The organism is Pseudoalteromonas sp. CH_XMU1449-3 (assembly GCF_037027245.1).
In the GTDB taxonomy this organism is placed as follows: domain Bacteria; phylum Pseudomonadota; class Gammaproteobacteria; order Enterobacterales; family Alteromonadaceae; genus Pseudoalteromonas; species Pseudoalteromonas shioyasakiensis.
Map to the genome: position 1 here is coordinate 77325 of NZ_JAYMDY010000006.1, position 20350 is coordinate 97674.

At 43.7% G+C, this 20350-nt stretch carries 15 protein-coding genes; 13 read left to right on the forward strand and 2 right to left on the reverse strand.

Annotated elements, in window-relative coordinates:
• Window positions 1-107: 107 nt before the first annotated feature.
• On the reverse strand, window positions 108-2399 hold the full coding sequence (locus WA256_RS09310) for a TonB-dependent receptor (protein WP_335990766.1): 2292 nt from the start codon (window positions 2397-2399) through the stop codon (window positions 108-110).
• A gap of 295 nt (window positions 2400-2694) precedes the next feature.
• Between WA256_RS09310 and WA256_RS09315 the strand changes: the two genes are divergently transcribed.
• The 13 genes from WA256_RS09315 to WA256_RS09375 all read left to right on the forward strand — a co-directional run bounded on the left by WA256_RS09315 (window position 2695) and on the right by WA256_RS09375 (window position 17360).
• Window positions 2695-3996, forward strand: coding sequence for a GntP family permease (locus WA256_RS09315; protein WP_054562937.1), 1302 nt, complete (start codon window positions 2695-2697; stop codon window positions 3994-3996).
• A gap of 9 nt (window positions 3997-4005) precedes the next feature.
• Window positions 4006-5193, forward strand: coding sequence for an E22 family MetX-like putative esterase (locus tag WA256_RS09320; protein ID WP_335990772.1), 1188 nt, complete (start codon window positions 4006-4008; stop codon window positions 5191-5193).
• A 4-nt stretch (window positions 5194-5197) separates the two neighbouring features.
• On the forward strand, window positions 5198-5959 hold the full coding sequence (locus WA256_RS09325; protein WP_335990776.1) for a 3-hydroxybutyrate dehydrogenase: 762 nt from the start codon (window positions 5198-5200) through the stop codon (window positions 5957-5959).
• A 9-nt stretch (window positions 5960-5968) separates the two neighbouring features.
• On the forward strand, window positions 5969-6676 hold the full coding sequence (locus WA256_RS09330) for a CoA transferase subunit A (protein WP_054552327.1): 708 nt from the start codon (window positions 5969-5971) through the stop codon (window positions 6674-6676).
• A gap of 11 nt (window positions 6677-6687) precedes the next feature.
• Window positions 6688-7347, forward strand: a complete 660-nt coding sequence (locus WA256_RS09335; RefSeq protein ID WP_054562936.1) for a 3-oxoacid CoA-transferase subunit B — start codon at window positions 6688-6690, stop codon at window positions 7345-7347.
• 227 nt (window positions 7348-7574) lie between these two features.
• Complete coding sequence (locus WA256_RS09340; protein WP_054552329.1) at window positions 7575-8816, forward strand: OprO/OprP family phosphate-selective porin; 1242 nt, start codon at window positions 7575-7577, stop codon at window positions 8814-8816.
• A gap of 12 nt (window positions 8817-8828) precedes the next feature.
• A complete protein-coding gene (locus tag WA256_RS09345) occupies window positions 8829-9794 on the forward strand; it encodes a Bug family tripartite tricarboxylate transporter substrate binding protein (RefSeq protein WP_370316435.1) in 966 nt (321 codons plus the stop codon).
• A 9-nt stretch (window positions 9795-9803) separates the two neighbouring features.
• Window positions 9804-10268 (forward strand): tripartite tricarboxylate transporter TctB family protein, encoded by a 465-nt coding sequence (locus WA256_RS09350; protein ID WP_054562934.1) that lies wholly within the window; start codon window positions 9804-9806, stop codon window positions 10266-10268.
• Between the two features lie 3 nt (window positions 10269-10271).
• Entirely contained in the window at window positions 10272-11810 is a 1539-nt protein-coding gene (locus WA256_RS09355; protein ID WP_054552331.1) for a tripartite tricarboxylate transporter permease, read from the forward strand.
• Between the two features lie 14 nt (window positions 11811-11824).
• Window positions 11825-13447: an ATP-binding protein gene (locus tag WA256_RS09360; RefSeq protein ID WP_062566305.1), complete on the forward strand. Its 1623-nt coding sequence runs from the start codon at window positions 11825-11827 to the stop codon at window positions 13445-13447.
• 37 nt (window positions 13448-13484) lie between these two features.
• Window positions 13485-14213: a response regulator gene (locus WA256_RS09365; RefSeq protein ID WP_054552333.1), complete on the forward strand. Its 729-nt coding sequence runs from the start codon at window positions 13485-13487 to the stop codon at window positions 14211-14213.
• Window positions 14214-14422: 209 nt separating this feature from the next.
• Entirely contained in the window at window positions 14423-16510 is a 2088-nt protein-coding gene (gene fusA, locus WA256_RS09370; RefSeq protein ID WP_062566304.1) for an elongation factor G, read from the forward strand.
• Window positions 16511-16943: 433 nt separating this feature from the next.
• Window positions 16944-17360, forward strand: coding sequence for a hypothetical protein (locus tag WA256_RS09375; RefSeq protein ID WP_130167370.1), 417 nt, complete (start codon window positions 16944-16946; stop codon window positions 17358-17360).
• Between the two features lie 85 nt (window positions 17361-17445).
• On the opposite strand, the gene WA256_RS09380 is transcribed toward WA256_RS09375, so the two are convergent.
• Window positions 17446-20232, reverse strand: coding sequence for an ExeM/NucH family extracellular endonuclease (locus tag WA256_RS09380; RefSeq protein WP_335990785.1), 2787 nt, complete (start codon window positions 20230-20232; stop codon window positions 17446-17448).
• Window positions 20233-20350: the final 118 nt, after the last annotated feature.

Below are 20350 nucleotides of genomic sequence, written 5' to 3' on the forward strand. Positions count from 1 at the left end.
CGATTCTCCAATGCGTTATGTTATAAGTGATTTTGCGCTTTGAAACAAGGTTTGCCTGAGGGGAAGTTTCAGACAAACCTTTCTCACACAAGGATTTAGATTCTATTTTAGAAACGGTAACCAACAGTGAAGGCTACAGTGCGAGGGTCGCCGTAGTAACCAATCAGGGTATTATCACCACCTAAACCTGGGGTGTATTTGCTGATATCTGTTGGGTCTGTTGGATCAGGTGCCACGAATTGGTAACCACCAATCATGTACTCTTCATCCGTTAAGTTTTTACCGTAAAGACCTGCAGTCCAGTGACCATCTGTGCTGTACCAAGTGATACCCATATTAAAGATACCGTAAGCATCTTGCGTTAATAGGCTATCTTCTTCGAATAGCGCGTAGTCGCCTCTGTGGTAGTAGTTACCATTGACAACAAAGTCACCCATTTCTGTGTACATACGGTACGTTGCACCCAGGTTAAAGGTTAAATCAGGTGTGTTTGATACCGTAAAGCGGTCTGATTTATCGAATGCTTCACCGGTTTCTGGGTCGTAATCAATTACGTTATCGAAGTTACTATCGATGTAACCTACTGATGCATCAAAGCTGAGTGATTCTGTTGCAACATAGTTAAGCTCAAGCTCAATACCATCTGATGTTGACTCACCAATGTTACCTAAACGTTGGTTTAGATCTGCTGCGCTATCGCCCGGTAATACCGAAATGTATTGACGGTCTTTATGGTCAAGGGTGAATAAAGTGACGTTTGCACGTAAGTTGTTGTTCCACTCGCTCTTCATACCGATTTCGAATGAATCAACGATTTCTGGTTTTGCTGCTGGCTCTGCAGTGGTTGCACGTGGGTTGAAAGTACCTGACTTAAAGCCTTGCGCGTAACTAGCAAAGAACATGATGTCACGATTGTACTGGTATTCAACACCTGCACGTGGTGTGAAGCGTGACCATTCTTCTTCATCATCGAGTACTGTTGGAACCAGTTGGCCTTCTGGGCGAGTGTAACCTGGTACCCAACCTGATTCTGGATAAACAATGTCAAAGATTAGGCCATTGTTAACCTGTGCTTCTTTTTTGTCTTTGGTGTAACGCGCGCCGAGTGTCATTGACCATTTATCGGTTAAATCAATTGAGCTTTGGATATACGCTGCTTTACTGTTTGAGTTACTACAGCCGCTTACTTCACGAGTCAGACCCGGGGCACCTAAGCTTTGACCTAAGATACCTAAAATAGCCTCAAATTGACCGCAAGATTCACCATCATAGTAGTAAAGGCCCGAAACCAATTTGTAGTTATCGCCTTGATGATTTAGCTGTAACTCATGAGTGGTTTGTTCATCATCGTAAATAGCAGGTACATCGAAAATTTGAATTGACGTGTTATCAAAGTCGATATTAGTCGGTGAGTAGCTCTCACGGCTTGAACCAATATATTTAATGCTAGTGCTGTCAGTCATATCCCAACGAGCAGTTAGGCTATAGCCTTCTAGTTCAACTTTATTCCATGTTGGTAAGCTGGTGTAAGAGTCATACACGCTGTCTGGAACTGGCGCATCAGTAAGAATACTTGGTAGTAAACGGTAACCACCTTTTGCGTTTGATTTGTCTTCTGTTTTATCCCACGCGAAACGGAAGAATAAGTCGTCAGTCGGAGTGTATTCGAGTGTAACGCGTGCTGCTGTTACGTCTTTGTTGTAGTTTTCGCGGTCTTGGTTATCAAGAGCCGATGTTAAAAACTCGCCAAAGCCATCACGGTTAAGCGTCGCAAAACCAAAGCCAACGTAAAGTTTTTCGTCAACAATCGGTAATTGGCCAGTGATTTTTAAATCTTTCTGGTTATAGCTACCTACAGTGCCTTGAATATTTAAGGTAGCATCACCGCTCATTTCTTTGGTGACGTATTTAATGGCACCACCGATGGTATTTTTACCGTAAAGCGTCCCTTGTGGACCACGTAATACTTCGATTTGTTGCACATCAAGAAGGTCAAGCACGGCACCTTGAGGGCGAGCAAGATAAACATCATCAATATAAATACCTACACCTGGCTCATACCCCCAAAGAGGATCTTGCTGACCTACACCACGAATAAACGCGGTAATTGTAGAGTTAGTGCCACGGCTTGCTTGCAGGGTGGTATTTGGCGAGAACTGTTGAACTTCGGTCATAACGACGATGCCATTTTCTGCCAGTTCTTCAGCACCCACTGAGGTTACAGCAACAGGAACTTCTTGCAGGTTTTCAACAGTTTTACGTGCTGTTACCTGAATACGTTCAAGTTCACCTTTTTTTGCTGCAGGTTCGGCTTGTTCTGCCGCTTGAGCACTGACACCTGCCAAAGCAAGTGATACAGCCAGAGTAAGTGGCGCGACTTTTGGGTTAAGCTTTATCATGTTGTATTCCTTGTTATTGTTGTCATTAGTCTTATGGCCACTCACATTGATGTTGCCGAAGACTTAATAAGATTTGCCCGTGTCACCTGTCAGTTAATGTAGAAGATAGTTGCAAAAATTGAATTAGTACCATAGTGCTATACCCGCCACAGCCCTTTATTTATCAAGCAATTAAGCTATTTTTAAAGCAGATAGTACCTTAGTGTTATGTATTTTTTTAACGCTTAGGGTAAGACTGAAAGCATTATTCCGATGTCACCTCATCTGTGTAATAACAATAATTATAGGAATGTCTATGCTGAGCATGATAGGACTGTTAGGCGGTTTAATACTGCTGATCATTTTAACGCTGCGTGGGGTAAATTTATTTATCGCTGCGCCAATCTGTGCACTGTTAGTTGCACTTAGTAGTGGCATGGCCATTTTCCCTGTATCGGCAGATACAAACTTTATTAACGCCTATATGGATGGCTTTGCAGGCTTCTTAAGCGCATGGTTCTTTATGTTCTTACTGGGTTCTTTATTCGGTAAGTTCATGGAAGACACCGGTGCTGCAGACAGTGTTGCGAGCTACATTGTGGGTAAACTAGGTATGAAGCACGCCGTTCTTGCGGTTGTGATTGCCTGTGCAGTTTTAACCTACGGTGGCGTGAGCGTCTTTATTGTTGCGTTTTCTGTCTATCCAATGGCATTAAGTCTGTTTAAAGATGCAAACTTACCGCGCCGCTTTATTCCAGCAACGCTGGCATTTGGTTCGGTGACCTTTACCATGACTTCGGCAGGCTCGCCAGAAATTCAAAACTGGATCCCGGTTAAACACCTTGGTACGTCACCCTATGCGGCTTGGGAAGTGAGCTTAGTGGTGGCTATATTCATGGCGACAGCAGGTTACTTTTGGTTAAACAAGATGATCAAAAAGGCCGTTGCTAACGGCGAGACCTTTGAAGCGCGTGATGATGACCCTGTCATTATTGAGCGTCGTCGTCCGCATCCAATTACGGGTGTGATCCCGCTAATCGTGGTGCTACTTTTATCATTTACGCTACATGATGTACTACAGCAAACAGCGCTTATTGTTGCCTTACTTGGTGGTGTACTGAGTATTGTGATTATTAACTTCAAACATTTTCACGATATGGGTAACGCCATTAATGTTGGTACAACTGGCGCTTTAGTGGCAATCGGTAATACCGCTGCTGTGGTTGGCTTTGGCGCTGTGGCGAAAGTATCACCAGCATTTACCGCCGCTGTCGATGTGATGACCCATATGCCGGGGAATGAGTTGGTTGGTGCTGCTGTTGCGGTCAGTGTGATTGCTGGTTTAACTGGTTCTGCTTCTGGCGGGCAAGCTATTGCATTACCCCTTGTCGCACCAGGTTATTTAGACATGGGTGTCAACCCTGAACAACTGCATCGTGTAGTGGCAATTAGTTCTGGAGCCCTCGATACCTTGCCGCATAATGGTTATGTGGTCACTACAATACGCGCTATCTGTAAAGAAACGCATCAACGAGCGTATTGGTCAATGGCAGCGCTCACTGCGGTTATTCCGCTTATCGGTGTCGCCTTGGCACTTGGACTCTTTATTATCTTTTAAGGAACAGCAATGAAAACCAAATTAATAATTTTGCTATGGCTGGTTGTATTTAGTAGCACTGCGTTTGGCGCTGCCAACAAAGCCGACACCATGCTGGTGGAAAAACAGCATTTTACGACAAAAGATTTTACCACTGTGTCTGGTGTGACTTTAGAGCAAGTGGACATTGGCTGGGAAAGTTACGGAAAACTAAACGCCAATAAAGATAACGTGATTTTAATTACCCATTACTTCTCTGGTACTTCTCATGCCGCAGGTAAATATAAAGCGGATGATGCCCTACCGGGTTATTGGGATGCGATTATCGGCCCAGGTAAAGCTATCGATACCAATAAATATTATGTGATTAGTTCAGATACTTTAGTGAATGCCAACTGGCATGATGAAAATGTAATTACGACAGGCCCTGCGTCAACTAATCCAAAAACAGGCAAACCTTATGGTTTAGATTTTCCTGTGGTTACGATTACTGACTTTGTGAATGTGCAAAAGCGCTTACTCGACAGCCTAGGTATCACTAAATTACATGCTGTGATGGGCGCATCAATGGGATCGTTTCAAGCACTTGAGTGGGCAACACGTTATCCAGATAAAGTAGAGCGTTTAATTCATGTGATTGGCGCTGCAACTATGGATGCATGGACAGTCGCGGCCCTTGAAAAATGGGCGTTACCAATTCGTTTGGATAAAAATTGGCAGCAAGGTAATTACTACGGCAAAGAGCGCCCGCTAGATGGCTTAGCAGCAACCATGCTTAATATTACGCAAGATGCGATGCATCCAATTATTTATAACGCGAGCTTCCCTGACTTTAATGTACTAGATGAAGGCGCATTAAAAGATATTCGTACCTTGCCTAAGTTAAACCAAGTACTCGCTCAGCGCGCAATGGCACGAGCGAAAACGCAAGATGCCAACCATGTACTTTATTTGGTCCGGGCATCACAACTATTTACCGCTGGCATGCAAAGTGATTTAACAACGGCGCTTAAAAATGTCTCTGCCAAAACATTATTACTACCCGCAACGAACGACTTACTTCTTCGCCCTGAAAACATGCGTACTGTGTTTGACACCATGAAAGCGGCAGGTAAAGACGTTGAGATTTCAGAAATTGAAGGGAGTTGGGGACACCTTGATGGCATTTTCTCAATCGCCCCTAAAGCGCAGCTTATCAGTGAGTTTTTAGAGGAGTAGCCCGATGAGCAAAACAGTTTTAATTACCGGTGCAGCCAGTGGTATTGGTCTATATGTTGCCCAGCAACTGGCGATGCAAGGTCACACTATTATTGTGACTGATTTAAATCAGCAAGCAGCACAACAAGCGGCAGCAGGCATTGTTGAGCAAGGTGGTAGCGCCGAAGGGTATGCACTTAATGTGGCAGACTGTGATGCAATAGAGCAGTTTTTCACTGAGCTTAATCAGCCAATTGATGTACTTATTAATAATGCGGGTATTCAGCACGTGGCAAAGCTTGAAGATTTTCCGGCTGATAAGTGGCAGTTCTTACAGCAAGTTATGCTCGTTGGCCCAGCGATGATGACCAAGGCAGTACTCCCTCGCATGCGTGAGCAAGATTTTGGTCGCATCATTAATATTGGCTCAATTCATGCGATGGTGGCGTCTAAATATAAGTCTGCTTATATCGCTGCAAAACATGGCTTAATCGGCTTTGCTAAAACCATGGCACTCGAAACGGGTGATGCCAACATCACGATTAATACTGTGTGCCCAGCCTATGTAAAAACACCGCTTGTGGAGCAACAAATTGCCTCGCAAGCCAAAGAGCATGGCATTTCAGAGCAACAAGTGATCGACACAATTATGTTAGCACCGATGCCGAAAAAAGCATTTATCGGCTTAGATGAGATCCTGCATACCGTTAGCTTTTTAATGGCCGATGCAGCACGCAATATTACCGCCCAAGCAATCGCCATTGATGGCGGTTGGACTGCACAGTAGGAGGAGCCAATGGCAGGTTTTGATAAAGTAGTTACAAGTTATAGCGAAGCAATGGCTGGCCTTGAAGATGGCATGACAGTGATAGCCGGTGGTTTTGGTTTATGCGGTATTCCTGAAGGACTAATTGCGCAAATTAAACGTCAAGGCACCCGTGGTTTAACTGTGGTATCGAATAATTGTGGCGTTGATGGTTTTGGTTTAGGAGTGCTACTTGAAGACAAGCAAATCAGTAAGATGGTTGCCTCTTACGTCGGTGAAAACGCGCTATTTGAGCAGCAACTATTAAATGGTGAACTTGAAGTTGAGCTCACACCGCAAGGCACTTTAGCTGAAAAAATGCGTGCTGGTGGTGCGGGTATTCCTGCATTTTATACCGCAACGGGTGTCGGTACACCGGTGGCTGACGGTAAAGAAACCCGCAATATTAATGGTCGCGATTATTTATTAGAGCCAAGCATTACTGGCGACTTTGCGATAGTTAAAGCGTGGAAAGCAGATCGCTACGGTAACTGTATTTATCGTCATACGGCGATGAACTTTAATCCGATGGCAGCAACCGCAGGCAAAATTACGGTTCTTGAAGTTGAAGAAATTGTTGAGCCAGGGGAGCTAGAGCCAAGCCAAATTCACACGCCGGGTATCTATATTGACCGAGTGATTAAAGGTGAATTTGAAAAACGCATCGAGAAAGTTACCACTAAGCAAGAGAATCAATAAGGAGCACGCTGATGGCATTATCACGAGAACAAATCGCTAAACGCGTGGCGATGGAACTACAGGATGGTTACTACGTTAACTTAGGCATAGGTATTCCAACCTTGGTCGCTAATTATGTCCCTGATGGCATCGAAGTGATGCTGCAATCAGAAAATGGTTTACTCGGTATGGGGCCATACCCAAGTGCAGACCAAGTTGATGCCGATATGATCAACGCAGGTAAAGAAACGGTCACCGCTGCAACGGGGGCGGCTATATTTAGCTCCGCAGAAAGCTTTGCCATGATCCGCGGCGGCCACGTTGATTTAACCGTGCTGGGTGCGTTTGAAGTTGACCAAAACGGCAACATTGCCAGTTGGATGATCCCGAAAAAGTTGGTTAAAGGGATGGGCGGTGCGATGGATTTAGTAGCCGGTGCTAAAAACATTATTTGTACTATGACCCATGCCAACAAGCATGGTGAATCAAAACTGCTGACCGAATGTAGTTTGCCGTTAACGGGTGTTGGTTGTATCAATAAAGTGATCACCGATTTGGCTCTTTTAGAAATCAAAGACGGTGCATTTCATTTATTAGAGCGTGCTCCAGGTGTCTCGGTTGATGAAATTATTGCTAAGACACAGGGCAAACTTATTGTCTCTGGTGACGTTCCTGAGATGACTTTTAGCTAGTTTTGCGACTTTTAAGCAGCTAATTTGCCTAGATTTTATACTAACCCCCAGTAATGTGCTTTTTGTTCATGAGTTTTATGAACAAAAAGCCATTTATCACCATCAATGCAACTTACCCCCTAAACATTTCGTTAATCTATCGTTAACACTATGCTCCAAACCAGATCGCCATTTGCAGTAGGCCGATCAACGACAACAAATAATTATAATCTGGTGTGGAGTAATTCATGAAAGCAAGTAACACACAGCTCGCTTTAGCCGTTGCAGCGGCGTTAGCAAGTACATCAGCATTCGCACAAAGCGACACTGAACAACTACAGCAACAACTCGATGCACTTCAAAAAGAAGTGGATTCATTAAAAACATCTAGCGGCTTCAACCTAGAATTTGGTGGTCGCGTGCAACTTGATTACAACTATTTCGACGGTGCTTACAATGCCGACAATGATGGCGCTGGAGGCAGCGACTTCTTCCCACGTCGTATCCGTACTTATGTTGAAAGTGAACATGGCAACTGGGATCACAAATTACTACTCGAATTTTCTGAAGGCACGGCTGAAATCGTGTTAGCGCGGGTACGTTATGCATTCGACAACGGCTTAAAAGTAAAAGCCGGTAAAATTCGTGAAGACATGTCGCTCAATGCGCTAACCAGTTCTAAACACATTAATACTATTGAGCGTAGCACCCTTGCTAACACCTTCTCGCCTTTCTTCCGTTGGGGTATCTCGGCTTATCAATACTTTAAAGATTCAGGCTTACGTTACGCCGTGGGTGTTTACAAAAACGATGCGTTTGGTGCATCGGGCCATGACGAAGATGACAAACTGACATTGGCTGTAACAGGTCGCTTAACCTGGTCAAGTGCAGCGCCGGGTGATGTGATTCATTTAGGTGCTTGGCACTCTTATCGTGATATGGGCGACAATGATTTAAGCGCTCGTTTTGCCCGTGGTGAAGTGCGTGAAACCAATGTTCGCTTAGTGGATTACGCAGTCGGTGGTGAAACCGCAGCGCTAAATAGCATGTCACAAAGCGGTCTTGAATTTGCCTACCAAGCAAATGCATTCACTCTAGAGGCTGAATATGCCAGCCGTTACCTTGATACGGTAGATAGTAGTAACGAACTTGATGGTGAGCGTTTTGATGGCTTTCATGTCTCGGCAAGTTACTTCTTAGGCGGTGAGCAGCGCCGTTACAAAGCAGGTTCAGCGCTATTTGTACAACCAAAAGGGATTAAAGATGCATGGGAGCTTGTTGCCCGTGTGTCACAAATGAATGCTAGCAGCAAACAGCAAGGTACCGACGTAACCACTTATACATTAGGCACATCATATTACCTAAGCAGCGATATCAAATTTATGGGCAACCTGATTTACAGCGATGTTGATGGTGCCGGTGCTTCTACGCTGGTAGGTGATGAAGATTCAGGTATGGGCATCAGTGCTCGTATGCAGTACTTATTTTAGGAGTCGTGCATTATGACTATGTTTAAATCATTAAAAAGATCTGTTTTAGCAGCTTCATTATTAGTAGCCAGCCCACTGGCATTAGCAAACTTACACTTTTTGGTACCGGGTGGCCCAGGCGGCGGTTGGGATACCACAGCACGTGGTGTCGGTGAAGCAATGGTAAAAGCGGGCATTGAAGATAATGCATCGTTTCAGAATATGTCGGGCGGCGGCGGTGGTCGTGCAATTGCTTACTTGATTGAGTCGGGCACTAAAAAAGGCGACATGTTGATGGTTAACTCAACGCCTATCGTACTGCGCGCATTATCAGGCAAAATTCCTTACAGCTATCGCGATTTAACACCAGTTGCAAGCATGATTGCTGATTATGGTGCATTTGTGGTGCGTAATGACTCGCCATTTAAAACATGGCAAGACGTTATTGATGCAATGAAAAAAGACCCAGGCTCTGTAAAAGTAGCAGGTGGCTCTGCGCGCGGCAGCATGGATCACTTAGTGGCTGCACAAGCGGTTAAAGCGGCGGGTCTTGATGGTCGTCGATTACGTTACATTCCTTACGATGCCGGTGGTAAAGCGAAAGCTGGTTTATTGTCGGGTGAGGTCAACTTACTTTCAACAGGCTTAAGTGAAGCACTCGAAGTCGCGAATGGTGGTCAGGCACGTATTTTAGCGGTGACTTCTGCAGATAAATTGCCAGATTACCCAGCAATTCCAACCTTAAAGTCGCTAGGTTACGACATGGAGTTCGTAAACTGGCGCGGCTTTTTTGCAACCCCAGATTTACCAGCAGACAAACTTGCCGAGTACACAGAAAAGCTACGTAAGTTGCAACAAACCCCTGAATGGGAAGCGGTTCGTGCCCGCAATGGTTGGCTAAATCTATTTCAAGAAAAAGAAGCGTTTATTAAATCGCTTGAGCAGCAAGAAGCGCAATTACGCGTTGTAATGAAAGAACTTGGTTTTATCCGAGGCTAAGGTTAGACGATGTTAAACCGTGAACTAATTGGACCAAGTTTATTCTTGGTCCTCTTTACCCTCTATGCCCTTGTGGCTTGGCAAATTCCACTTATGCCATTTGAAGAGTACGAAAGCGTTACTTCAGCAACTTTACCAAAAGTGTATGCGGTATTCGGTATTGTGGTGTGTGTACTTTCGATTGGTGCCAACTTATTAAAGCAAGCGCCTGCAGAAAAAGCAGAGCTACTCAGTAAGGGTAACTTACTGCGTACCTTTGCACTGTTGGTATTAATGGTTGCTTATAGCGCCATGCTTGAACCGTTCGGCTTTTTAATTGCCACCAGTGCCTTTTTAATTACGGGCTTTTTTATTATGGGCGAACGCCGTAAGGCAGTGTTGTTGTTTGCTTCTGTGCCTGTGGCCGTGGTTTTTTGGTTTTTAATGACACAAGTACTGGGCATTTACTTAGTCCCTGGCAATCTGTGGAGTTAAGTTATGCTTGATGGAATTATGTTAGGTTTGTCGACCGTACTCGACTGGAACAACTTGTTATATGTGATCGTAGGCTGCTTTGTTGGCACGTTCATAGGTATGCTACCGGGTCTTGGTCCAATTACCGCGATTGCGTTGATGATCCCGATCACTTACAGCATCGGTGCTGATTCGGGCATGATTTTAATGGCCGGTGTTTACTACGGGGCTATATTCGGTGGCTCTACTTCTTCAATTTTGATTAATGCGCCGGGTGTGGCGGGGACGGTAGCATCATCGTTTGATGGTTACCCGCTAGCAAAACAAGGTAAGGCTGGTAAAGCCCTTGCGATTGCAGCTTATTCATCCTTTATAGGCGGGACGATTGGCGCCATTTTATTGATGGTGGCTGCGCCATTATTAGCGAAAGTGTCATTAAGTTTTCAGTCGCCTGATTATGTTGTACTGATGTTTTTAGGCTTAACGGCCATTGCCGCGTTCTCTAATAAAGGGCAATTTTTAAAAGCTATGATGATGACGGTATTTGGTTTGATGCTGGCAACGGTAGGTATTGATCCCTCTTCAGGTACCGAGCGCTTTACTTTTGGCCAAGCTGATTTATTAGATGGTATTAGTTTTTTATTAGTAGCAATGGCAACGTTTGCGTTGGCTGAGGCGCTGATTAATGTGGCACGCCCTGAAGCTGAACCAGATAAAAAAATTGATGATCCTGATACGCCAAAAATTGGTTCAACAAAGCTAACCAAAGAAGAAGTAAAAGACATGGCTCCTGTGGTTGGCCGCTCATCTTTACTTGGTTTTATTGTCGGTGTTTTACCGGGCGCAGGGGCAACCATTGCCAGCTTTATGGCCTATGCCACTGAGCGTAATCTTGCTCCAAAGGCGCTGAAAGATAAATTTGGTAAGGGCTCAATGCGTGGTTTGGCGGCACCTGAGTCGGCTAATAATGCTGCCTGTACGGGCTCATTTGTACCATTACTGACTTTAGGTATTCCAGGCTCTGGTACAACAGCTATTATGCTAGGTGCATTAATTGCCTACGGTATTCAGCCGGGCCCTATGTTAATGCAAGAAAACCCAAGCGTGTTTTGGGCTGTCATTGTTAGTATGTACTTTGGCAATATTGTACTGCTGATTTTGAATCTGCCGTTGATCCCATATTTCGCTAAAGTGTTGGCAATGCCTAAATCTGTGCTGACAGTGATGATTTTATTCTTCAGCTTAATTGGTGTGTATTTAGTGTCATTTAACACCTTTGATTTATTTATGATGGTGGGCTTTGCGCTGGTGGCCTTGGTGCTTCGATTGTTAGCTTTCCCGATGGCGCCTTTATTACTTGGCTTTATCCTCGGTGATATGATTGAGCGAAACTTCCGCCGTGCCATGATGATTTCAGATGGTTCACTAAGCTTTTTATGGGACCGTCCATTAACACTGAGTATTTTTGTGATTTCGATCTTAGTGTTGTTGTTCCCACTGAAAGACTATATTGTCCAACGTCGTAAAGAAAAAGCAGCTACGCAAGCAGAGCAACATGCGTAGAACAAGGCACTGATATGAGATACACCAATAAGCTAAACCCATTTCAGCATGTGGTTAAAAAACCCAAGCGCTTAGAAACGCGACTCATTATTTGGGTTACCGGTCTATGTGTTTTACAGGCTGTATTGTTTGGCGCATTGGTGTATCAAATCACCGCAGAAAGCTTACATAACCACATGGGTGATAAAGCGCTTGCGCTCGCAACCAGTATTGCCTCACGGGATGACGTGCAAAATGCATTGCAAACCAAGCAAGGGCTTGATGAGTTAAATACGCAAATAGAGCATATTCGTGAACTCACCGCAGCTAGCTTTATCGTGATTGGCGATAAGAATACCCGCCGCATTGTTCACCCAGATCCCGACAAGCTAGGTAAGCCGATGGTGGGTGGTGATAGTAAAGCGGCGCTGCGTGGTGAGCGGTATGTGTCAATTGCAAAAGGGAGTTTGGGTGAGTCTATTCGTGGCAAAGTCCCTGTGCTCTCAGAGCGAGGCGAAGTCATCGGCTTGGTATCGGTTGGCTTTTTAGTGCAATCAATTGAACCGCTTATTCGTGCTCGCAGTGCTGAAATTATGCTTTGGGGTTTGTTGTTAGTAGGTTTAAGTATTTTGGCCGCGGTGTATATTGGTCAACGGGTTCGTAATGCTATTTTTGGGTTACAGCCTGACGAAATAGCACGGTTGTTCTCTGAGCAAGATGCTATTTTGAATACTGTTCGTAGCGGCATTATCGCCCTCGATCCTGAAGGTAATGTACGTAACTTAAATCAACGTGCCTGCGAAATCCTTGGTAAACCGACCAGCTGTATTCATCAACCACTTAAACTTGCAGACTTACTTCCTGAACATAGCGAGTTTTTAATGCATAACCAACAGCGTCCGATTGTTGGTTTTGAATTATTTGCCGCCGATAAACGCATTGTGTTGTCGCGATATGCATTGCAAGTGCAAGGTCAGGCTGATGGTATTTTGTTGAGTATGCGCCCTGCGGATGAACTTGAATATTTATCGCAGCAATTAACCAAAGTGCAAGCCTTTGCTGAGTTATTACGAGTGCAAACGCATGATTACTCGAACAAGCTAAACTTAATTGGTGCGTTAATTCAGATGGGGCAAACGGATCAGGCGATTGAGTTAATTGGTCAAGAAAGTAAAGGCTCGCAAGCGCAGATCCATCATTTGCTCGAAAGGATCCAAGATCCGGTACTAGCAGGTTTATTGGTTGGTAAATACCATAAAGCCCGTGAATTAAACGTGATACTTGAGCTTAATCCAGATAGCTTATTAGGATCGATCACCCGTAAAGATATGCTTGAACGGGTTGTCTCGATACTTGGCAATTTGATTGATAACGCAATTGAAGCTGCTATTCGAGCTAGCGATACACGTACCCCTAAAGTTCGTGTTACGGTTGATGAAACCAGTAAAACATTATTGTTTGATGTTGAAGACAGCGGCTTTGGATTAGGCGATGACAAGGATGTGATATTCACACCACAATACAGTTCAAAGTCTGGGGCTGAGCATGGTATCGGCCTTTATTTAGTTAAAACCAACTTAGATTCGTGCCGTGGTAGTTTAGAAATAGGTGAGTCTGATCTGATGGGGGCACGCTTAAGTGTCTACATTCCAAAATAATAAAAAATGATCAGCCTATAAATAAAAGGTAAAGAACATGACTTACTCAGTTGTCATTGTTGAAGACGAAGTTGAAGTAGCCCAATTATTGGCGCAATACTTATTACTTCCTCATGGCGTTGCTGGCCAACAAGGGGCACGGCAAACTCTACGTCAGGGGCAATATCAGGTTGTTGGTATTGCAGGCAATCTTGCCACTGCGAAAGCGCTATTATCGGCGATTAATGCCGATTTAATTTTGCTCGATATTCATTTGCCCGATGGCAATGGTCTTGATTTACTTAATGAATTACGCCGCGAAGAAATGAAAAGCGAAGTAATGCTATTAACCGCAGCAAAAGAAGTAGAAACACTTGAAAAAGCCATGCAACTTGGTGCCTGTGACTTCTTAGTAAAACCATTAATGCTAAATCGTTTAGATCAAGCGCTGGCGCGATTCGAAGCAAGGCAGCAATGTTTGTCAGATGCCGATGAAGTAACCCAATCTATGGTCGATACTTTATTTGGATCGCAAGAACAGTTAAAAGCCCCGGTCAGGTTGCCAAAAGGGGTGGATCAGCTTACTTTACAAAAGATCTTAAAAGCTTTTAAAGCGAATATTGGCACGGCTTTTACTGCTCAGCAAATGGGTGATTTAGTCGGCGTAAGCCGCTCAACAGCCCGTCGTTACCTCGAATACTTGCTTGAAGCTGAGCAAGTCAGTGCTGATCAGAGCTATGGAAGTATCGGGCGACCTGAGCGCTGTTATAAAATGACAAGTAGCTAATCGCATCATTTAATAGCCAAATCAGTGCTAAATTAGCGATTTTAGTAGCATAAACTCACTGTTCGGCACGTTAAAAAGTGCCGCTTATCCTGAGCATAGAAAAATTTTATAAAATTGATTGCATTTTAAGCGACTTCGATGGTGATGTTCGCTTTAAGTAATGCTATACTCCCGCCGAATAATTTTTCGACTTTATTAAGAGTAAAATAATGGCAGATTTATCGAAGTACAGAAATATTGGTATTTTCGCCCACGTTGACGCGGGTAAAACTACCACCACTGAGCGTATCCTTAAGCTTACGGGTAAAATTCATAAGACTGGTGAGGTACACGACGGTGAGTCTACTACTGACTTCATGGAACAAGAAGCTGAGCGCGGTATTACAATCCAATCAGCAGCTGTAACTTGTGAGTGGAAAGGCCACCGCTTAAACGTTATCGATACTCCGGGACACGTTGACTTCACAGTAGAAGTATACCGTTCACTTAAAGTACTAGACGGTGGTATCGGTGTATTCTGTGGTTCTGGTGGTGTTGAGCCGCAGTCAGAAACTAACTGGCGTTATGCGAACGAATCAGAAGTTGCACGTGTAATCTTCGTAAACAAATTAGACCGTATGGGTGCTGATTTTTACCGCGTTGTAGGTCAAGTTGAGAAAGTACTAGGTGCTAACCCACTAGTTATGACTTTACCAATCGGTATCGAAGACCAATTCACTGGTGTTGTAGACGTACTTGAGAAAAAAGCATACGTTTGGGACGAGACTGGTCTTCCTGAAAACTACGAAGTACAAGACGTTCCAGCTGACATGGTAGACAAAGTTGACGAATACCATGAGATGCTTGTTGAGTCTGCTGTTGAGCAAGACGAAGACCTAATGATGGCTTACATGGAAGGTGAAGAGCCTTCTCTAGAAGACATCAAGCGTTGTATCCGTAAAGGTACTCGTGATCTTGCGTTCTTCCCAACATACTGTGGTTCTGCATTCAAAAACAAAGGTATGCAGTTAGTATTAGACGCGGTTGTAGATTACCTACCTTCGCCTACAGAAGTTGACCCACAACCTCTAACTGATCCTGAAACAGGTGAGCCTACTGGTGAAGTAGCAACTGTTTCTGCAGATGAGCCACTTAAAGCGTTAGCGTTCAAAATCATGGACGACCGTTTCGGTGCACTTACGTTCATCCGTATCTACGCTGGTCGCATGAAGAAAGGTGACACAATCCTTAACTCAGCAACTGGTAAAACAGAGCGTATCGGCCGTATGGTTGAGATGCAAGCTGACGAGCGTAACGAACTTACTGAAGCACAAGCGGGTGACATCATCGCTGTTGTTGGTATGAAGAACGTTCAAACTGGTCACACTCTTTGTGATCCTAAGCACGAATGTACACTTGAAGCGATGATCTTCCCTGATCCAGTAATCTCAATCGCTGTTGCTCCTAAAGACAAAGGCGGTAACGAGAAGATGGGTATCGCGATCGGTAAGATGGTTGCAGAAGATCCTTCATTCCAAGTTGAAACTGACGAAGATTCAGGCGAAACCATCCTTAAAGGTATGGGTGAGCTTCACTTAGATATCAAAGTAGATATCCTTAAGCGTACTTACGGCGTAGACCTAGTTGTTGGTCAACCTCAGGTTGCTTACCGTGAAACTATCACGAAAGAAATCGAAGATAGCTACACGCATAAGAAACAATCTGGTGGTTCTGGTCAATTCGGTAAGATCGATTACCGCATCAAGCCAGGCGAGCAAAACTCAGGCTTCACGTTCTCTTCATCAGTTGTTGGTGGTAACGTACCTAAAGAATTCTGGCCTGCAGTTGAGAAAGGCTTCGCATCAATGATGCAAGAAGGTGTTCTAGCTGGCTTCCCAGTATTAGACGTTGAAGTTGAACTTTTCGACGGTGCTTTCCACGCAGTTGACTCATCAGCAATCGCGTTCGAAATCGCTGCTAAAGGCGCTTTCCGTCAGTCTATCCCTAAAGCGGGTGCACAACTTCTTGAGCCAATCATGAAAGTTGACGTATTCACTCCGGAAGACAACGTAGGTGACGTAATCGGTGACCTTAACCGTCGTCGTGGTATGATCAAAGACCAAGAAGCTGGCGCAATGGGCGTTCGCATCAAGGGTGATGTACCACTTTCTGAAATGTTCGGTTACATCGGCCACTTACGTACTATCACTTCTGGTCGTGGTCAGTTCTCTATGGAGTTCTCACACTACGCACCATGTCCTGCAAACGTTGCTGAAACAGTAATCGCTGCAGAAAAAGAGAAAAAAGCTGCTAAGTAATTAGCCGTTTAATTCTTTTAAAAAAACCCGCACATGCTGCGGGTTTTTTATTGCCTAAAAATCGTAAATATATTGTCGTAATTTTTTCGATTACAAAGTAATCATTTCTTTCCTTTGTATGTTAATTAACCATTCAGCTTTGAGTTATTAATGTACCGGTACAGGTATCGCACTTTTAAAGTATTTTCTAAATAGCTAATACGATTTAAGTGCTGCTGCTCTTAAATTGTACGATTTTAATACAAATTTCATTTTCAAGAAATATATAAGGTTATTAGTAAGTTGTAAGCTAATTACTTTATTCTAGTAAAAAAGTGCTTTTTTGTACCTTGTGTACCTTTTTTAGTCTATGTAAAATGGCGCCCGAATGATTTTTTAATCATTTTGTATTAAACGTCTGCTTATTAAATATTACAACTATAGAAATATACTCATGAAAACGATTAAGTTAAGTCCTAATTGGACTCTACAGGGAAGCAAGATAGCACTGGCTATTCTTGTTGCATTAAGCGTTACTTTGCTAGGAGCATCAATTTTGATGCTATTGTTACCTGTTCTGCTATTTATTACTCTATTAAATTTTTTAGAATTGCGCTTCTTACACTGTTACAAGGCGGGGATTTGTTATTCGCGAGGATTAGGTAAGCGTTACATCAACGCTGAAGATATTGTCACTGTTGAATTTAACCCAATGGCATTTATCACAGTATTTAAAATTACCTTAGCGAATGGTAAAACACACCAGTTTATGAACTGGCAGATTGATGAGCAGCAACAGATTGACATTGCTAAGCTCTATAAGTCAAAAGCAGGTTGTGCCATAAAGCCTAATCTGCAATGTAAAGCCTAATACTAGCAAGCCTCAATAATGCTAAATTAAGTGAACTGAAATAAAAAAGGCCGCGAAATGCGGCCTTATTCATATGCAGTGTCGTTTATTTTTTCATACGACGACGAAGTGCAAACGGTAAAGCAAGTAAGCTTAACCAAGCAAATGAACCAGAATCATCATCTTTTGACTCTTCTTCTGTTTCTTCTTCAACTTCTTCAGCTACATCTTCTACTTCATCATCAGCTTCATCGTTTGTGATGTTGATGTATAGCAGTTGTGCTTCTGATAGGTTACCAGCGCTATCTTCTGCACGGATCATCAGCGTAAGCTTGTCTTCTTCTTCGAAGTCTAGCTCTTTAGCCACTGTGATTTCACCTGCAGCACTGATTGCAATTGCATCAGCATGCTCACCTTCAATGCTAAAGCTTACTACTGGGGTGTAATCAGCATCACCATCAGAGAAAACTAGTTGGCCAATCACAGCGCCAATTTCACTATTTTCTACGATTTCGAATGATTGACTCGCTTCGATTACTGGTGCCTGCTCTGCAGGAATAGGCTCTGCAGATTGAATATCAACAATTACTGGGTCGTGATCAGATGCGCGGTATGCATTGTCAGCGTATAGGCTAGCTTGTTGTGTCGATGACTTATACTCAAGGTTGTAGTCTAGGCTAATTGGCTCATCGGCATTGATATGCCAATCCGTAGCAGCAACAACTTTAGCTAGCATAGATTCAGAGACTAGTGCGTGGTCAAGGCTACCAATGCGGCCAGAGAAGCTATAAGAGTAACCTAATGTGTCGCCGTCTAGTTCAGCAACCGCACTCTTCAGACCTTTATCTGCAAATGCACGAATAGGATCTTCCATCGCATAAGAGTTCATATCACCGACTAGGATGATATCTTCATCTTCAACTTCAGTTGGGTAAGTTGCTAACCAATCAGCATATGCATTTGCACCCGCAACACGGATTTCATTCCAACATGCTTGACCATCGCCTAAGTCAGCATTATTACCTTCAGCGCTACCACAGCCGCCTTTAGATTTTAGGTGGGCAACGGCAACAGTGAAGATTTCTTCGCTTTCAAGAGATTGGAAGCTTTGTGCAATTGGCGGGCGATTACTGTAATCGAAAGGTTCTACTGTAGTATGAGCAGCCTTACCAACTTCAGATACTTTATTTGAGCGATAAATCAGTGCTGTAGTGATTGCATCAGTACCAATTTGGTCAACACCGAAATCAACAAATGCGTAGGTATTTTCTGCATCTTCATCATTAAGTGCAGATACTAGGCTAGCAATAGCGCTATTTTCACCGAAACCGTCATTTTCGATTTCCATTAAGCCAATAACGTCAGCGTTAATAGCTGTAATTGCGCTAACTAATTTAGCTTCTTGGCGAATCAGCTCTTCTTCGCTATCTGCACCACGGCTAGTAGGGAAGCCTGCGCCTTGGCCATCACCATTGAAATAGTTTAATACGTTGAAGCTTGCTACACGTAGGTCTGCATCTTCGTTAAGCTCTGGTGCATCTGTACGAGGGTTAGTCGCAGTGAACTCAGGTTGTACTGTAGGGTGAATACGGTAACGGTCGAAGCTGTAACCCATTACACCAGTAATTGTATTAACAGTATCGCCTAAACGTAACGTGTTATAGGCATCAAGGCCGGTACCTGGGTAGGCAATAGGATCAAGGTTTTGCTTTGTTGAACCATCGTCGATTAAGATTTGTTTTTTCAGGTTTTCAGCTTCAACAGCATTTGCAGCATCACCTGGTAGCGCAATTTGAGTACCTTGGTATAAACGCTCAGTACCTAAGTCAACTTCACCATAGCGACCAAGACCGTAGTTGTTATTAACGACTAAAGGTTGATCTATGGTTACTAACATGCCTTCATAAGCTTCAAGGTCTGCAACGTCAGTAACTGGTAAAGTGATAGCGGTTGCGTCAGTAGATAAACCTGTCGCACAGATCTCAACTTGGCTAACATCGCCTAGTTGTGTTGCGCTGTAGTATTCAGCCACGCTACCTTTAACACGCACATGGTCACCAACAGCAACGTCGGTATCTGCGAAATAAACGAATACACCTTCAGAAGTAAGTGGGTTTTCATCAATATCAGCAGCAAGTGAGCTAATGAAGAAACCTTTTAGTTGGTCATCACCTTGGAAGTCAGCTGTAACAACACCTTCAACTTCTACTTCAGTGTCTATAAGCGGGCTGTCGCCGCCTTCACCTTGAATTGCGCTGATTAAGGTTTTTTCTGCACCACACTCAAGAGGAGTAACTGGTTCTGGTTCAGGCGTTGGCTCTGTGCTCTCACCATATTGACCTATATTGCTGAAATCGTCTTGGTCGAATTGCTCCCACTCATCGCTTGGATTAAACGCTGAGGTTGCATCAGTACGGCCTGAAGTGATTGTAGCTTTACGGCGAAGTGTTTTATTTTGTGTTGAAACGCCGCCTTCATCCCATGCTGAACCTGGATCTACGCCCAGTTGACCAAAGCTATCAACAATTGCACCGTCTTTAGTTAGCACTAATGCGTCATCACCGTTGAAATAAGTGATTGTTGATTCAGTGTCCGCGTTGGCTTTTAACTCATCTGCAGAGCCTGCATTAACAATAACGTAAGTTGCGTTTGCTGCAAGAGTACCGGTTAAAGCTAAGCTGTTATTCGGGTCTGCTAGATCGCCGTTACCATTTGAGTATAAAGAGATGGTGTAACCGTCAAGCGATAGCTCAGCACCAGAAGTGTTGTAAAGCTCTACCGCTTTATTGTTAGAGCTTCCTTCAACGTATTCAGAGATGATTAGGTTGGCAGAAGCAGGTGCGCTCAGGCTTGCAATCACAAGCGCGAGCGGCGTTAATTTTGTATTTATCATTATTTTTCCCGTGTATGTATTATAAAAGTCCCAATATGGGACACAGTACTTTAAGAAAAATCTATGACAAATTAAATACAAAATGTTAATAAAATAGGAATAATTACCAATTTTTAGA

Excerpts from the sequence above, each read along its gene's own strand:
- WA256_RS09315 (WP_054562937.1), top strand. The coding sequence starts at position 2,695 with ATGCTGAGCATGATAGGACTGTTAGGCGGTTTAATACTGCTGATCATT.
- WA256_RS09345 (WP_370316435.1), top strand. The coding sequence starts at position 8,829 with ATGACTATGTTTAAATCATTAAAAAGATCTGTTTTAGCAGCTTCATTA.
- WA256_RS09330 (WP_054552327.1), top strand. The coding sequence starts at position 5,969 with ATGGCAGGTTTTGATAAAGTAGTTACAAGTTATAGCGAAGCAATGGCT.
- WA256_RS09365 (WP_054552333.1), top strand. The coding sequence starts at position 13,485 with ATGACTTACTCAGTTGTCATTGTTGAAGACGAAGTTGAAGTAGCCCAA.
- WA256_RS09335 (WP_054562936.1), top strand. The coding sequence starts at position 6,688 with ATGGCATTATCACGAGAACAAATCGCTAAACGCGTGGCGATGGAACTA.
- WA256_RS09355 (WP_054552331.1), top strand. The coding sequence starts at position 10,272 with ATGCTTGATGGAATTATGTTAGGTTTGTCGACCGTACTCGACTGGAAC.
- WA256_RS09375 (WP_130167370.1), top strand. The coding sequence starts at position 16,944 with ATGAAAACGATTAAGTTAAGTCCTAATTGGACTCTACAGGGAAGCAAG.
- WA256_RS09350 (WP_054562934.1), top strand. The coding sequence starts at position 9,804 with ATGTTAAACCGTGAACTAATTGGACCAAGTTTATTCTTGGTCCTCTTT.
- WA256_RS09310 (WP_335990766.1), bottom strand. The coding sequence starts at position 2,399 with ATGATAAAGCTTAACCCAAAAGTCGCGCCACTTACTCTGGCTGTATCA.
- WA256_RS09320 (WP_335990772.1), top strand. The coding sequence starts at position 4,006 with ATGAAAACCAAATTAATAATTTTGCTATGGCTGGTTGTATTTAGTAGC.
- WA256_RS09340 (WP_054552329.1), top strand. The coding sequence starts at position 7,575 with ATGAAAGCAAGTAACACACAGCTCGCTTTAGCCGTTGCAGCGGCGTTA.
- WA256_RS09360 (WP_062566305.1), top strand. The coding sequence starts at position 11,825 with ATGAGATACACCAATAAGCTAAACCCATTTCAGCATGTGGTTAAAAAA.
- WA256_RS09380 (WP_335990785.1), bottom strand. The coding sequence starts at position 20,232 with ATGATAAATACAAAATTAACGCCGCTCGCGCTTGTGATTGCAAGCCTG.
- WA256_RS09325 (WP_335990776.1), top strand. The coding sequence starts at position 5,198 with ATGAGCAAAACAGTTTTAATTACCGGTGCAGCCAGTGGTATTGGTCTA.
- fusA (WP_062566304.1), top strand. The coding sequence starts at position 14,423 with ATGGCAGATTTATCGAAGTACAGAAATATTGGTATTTTCGCCCACGTT.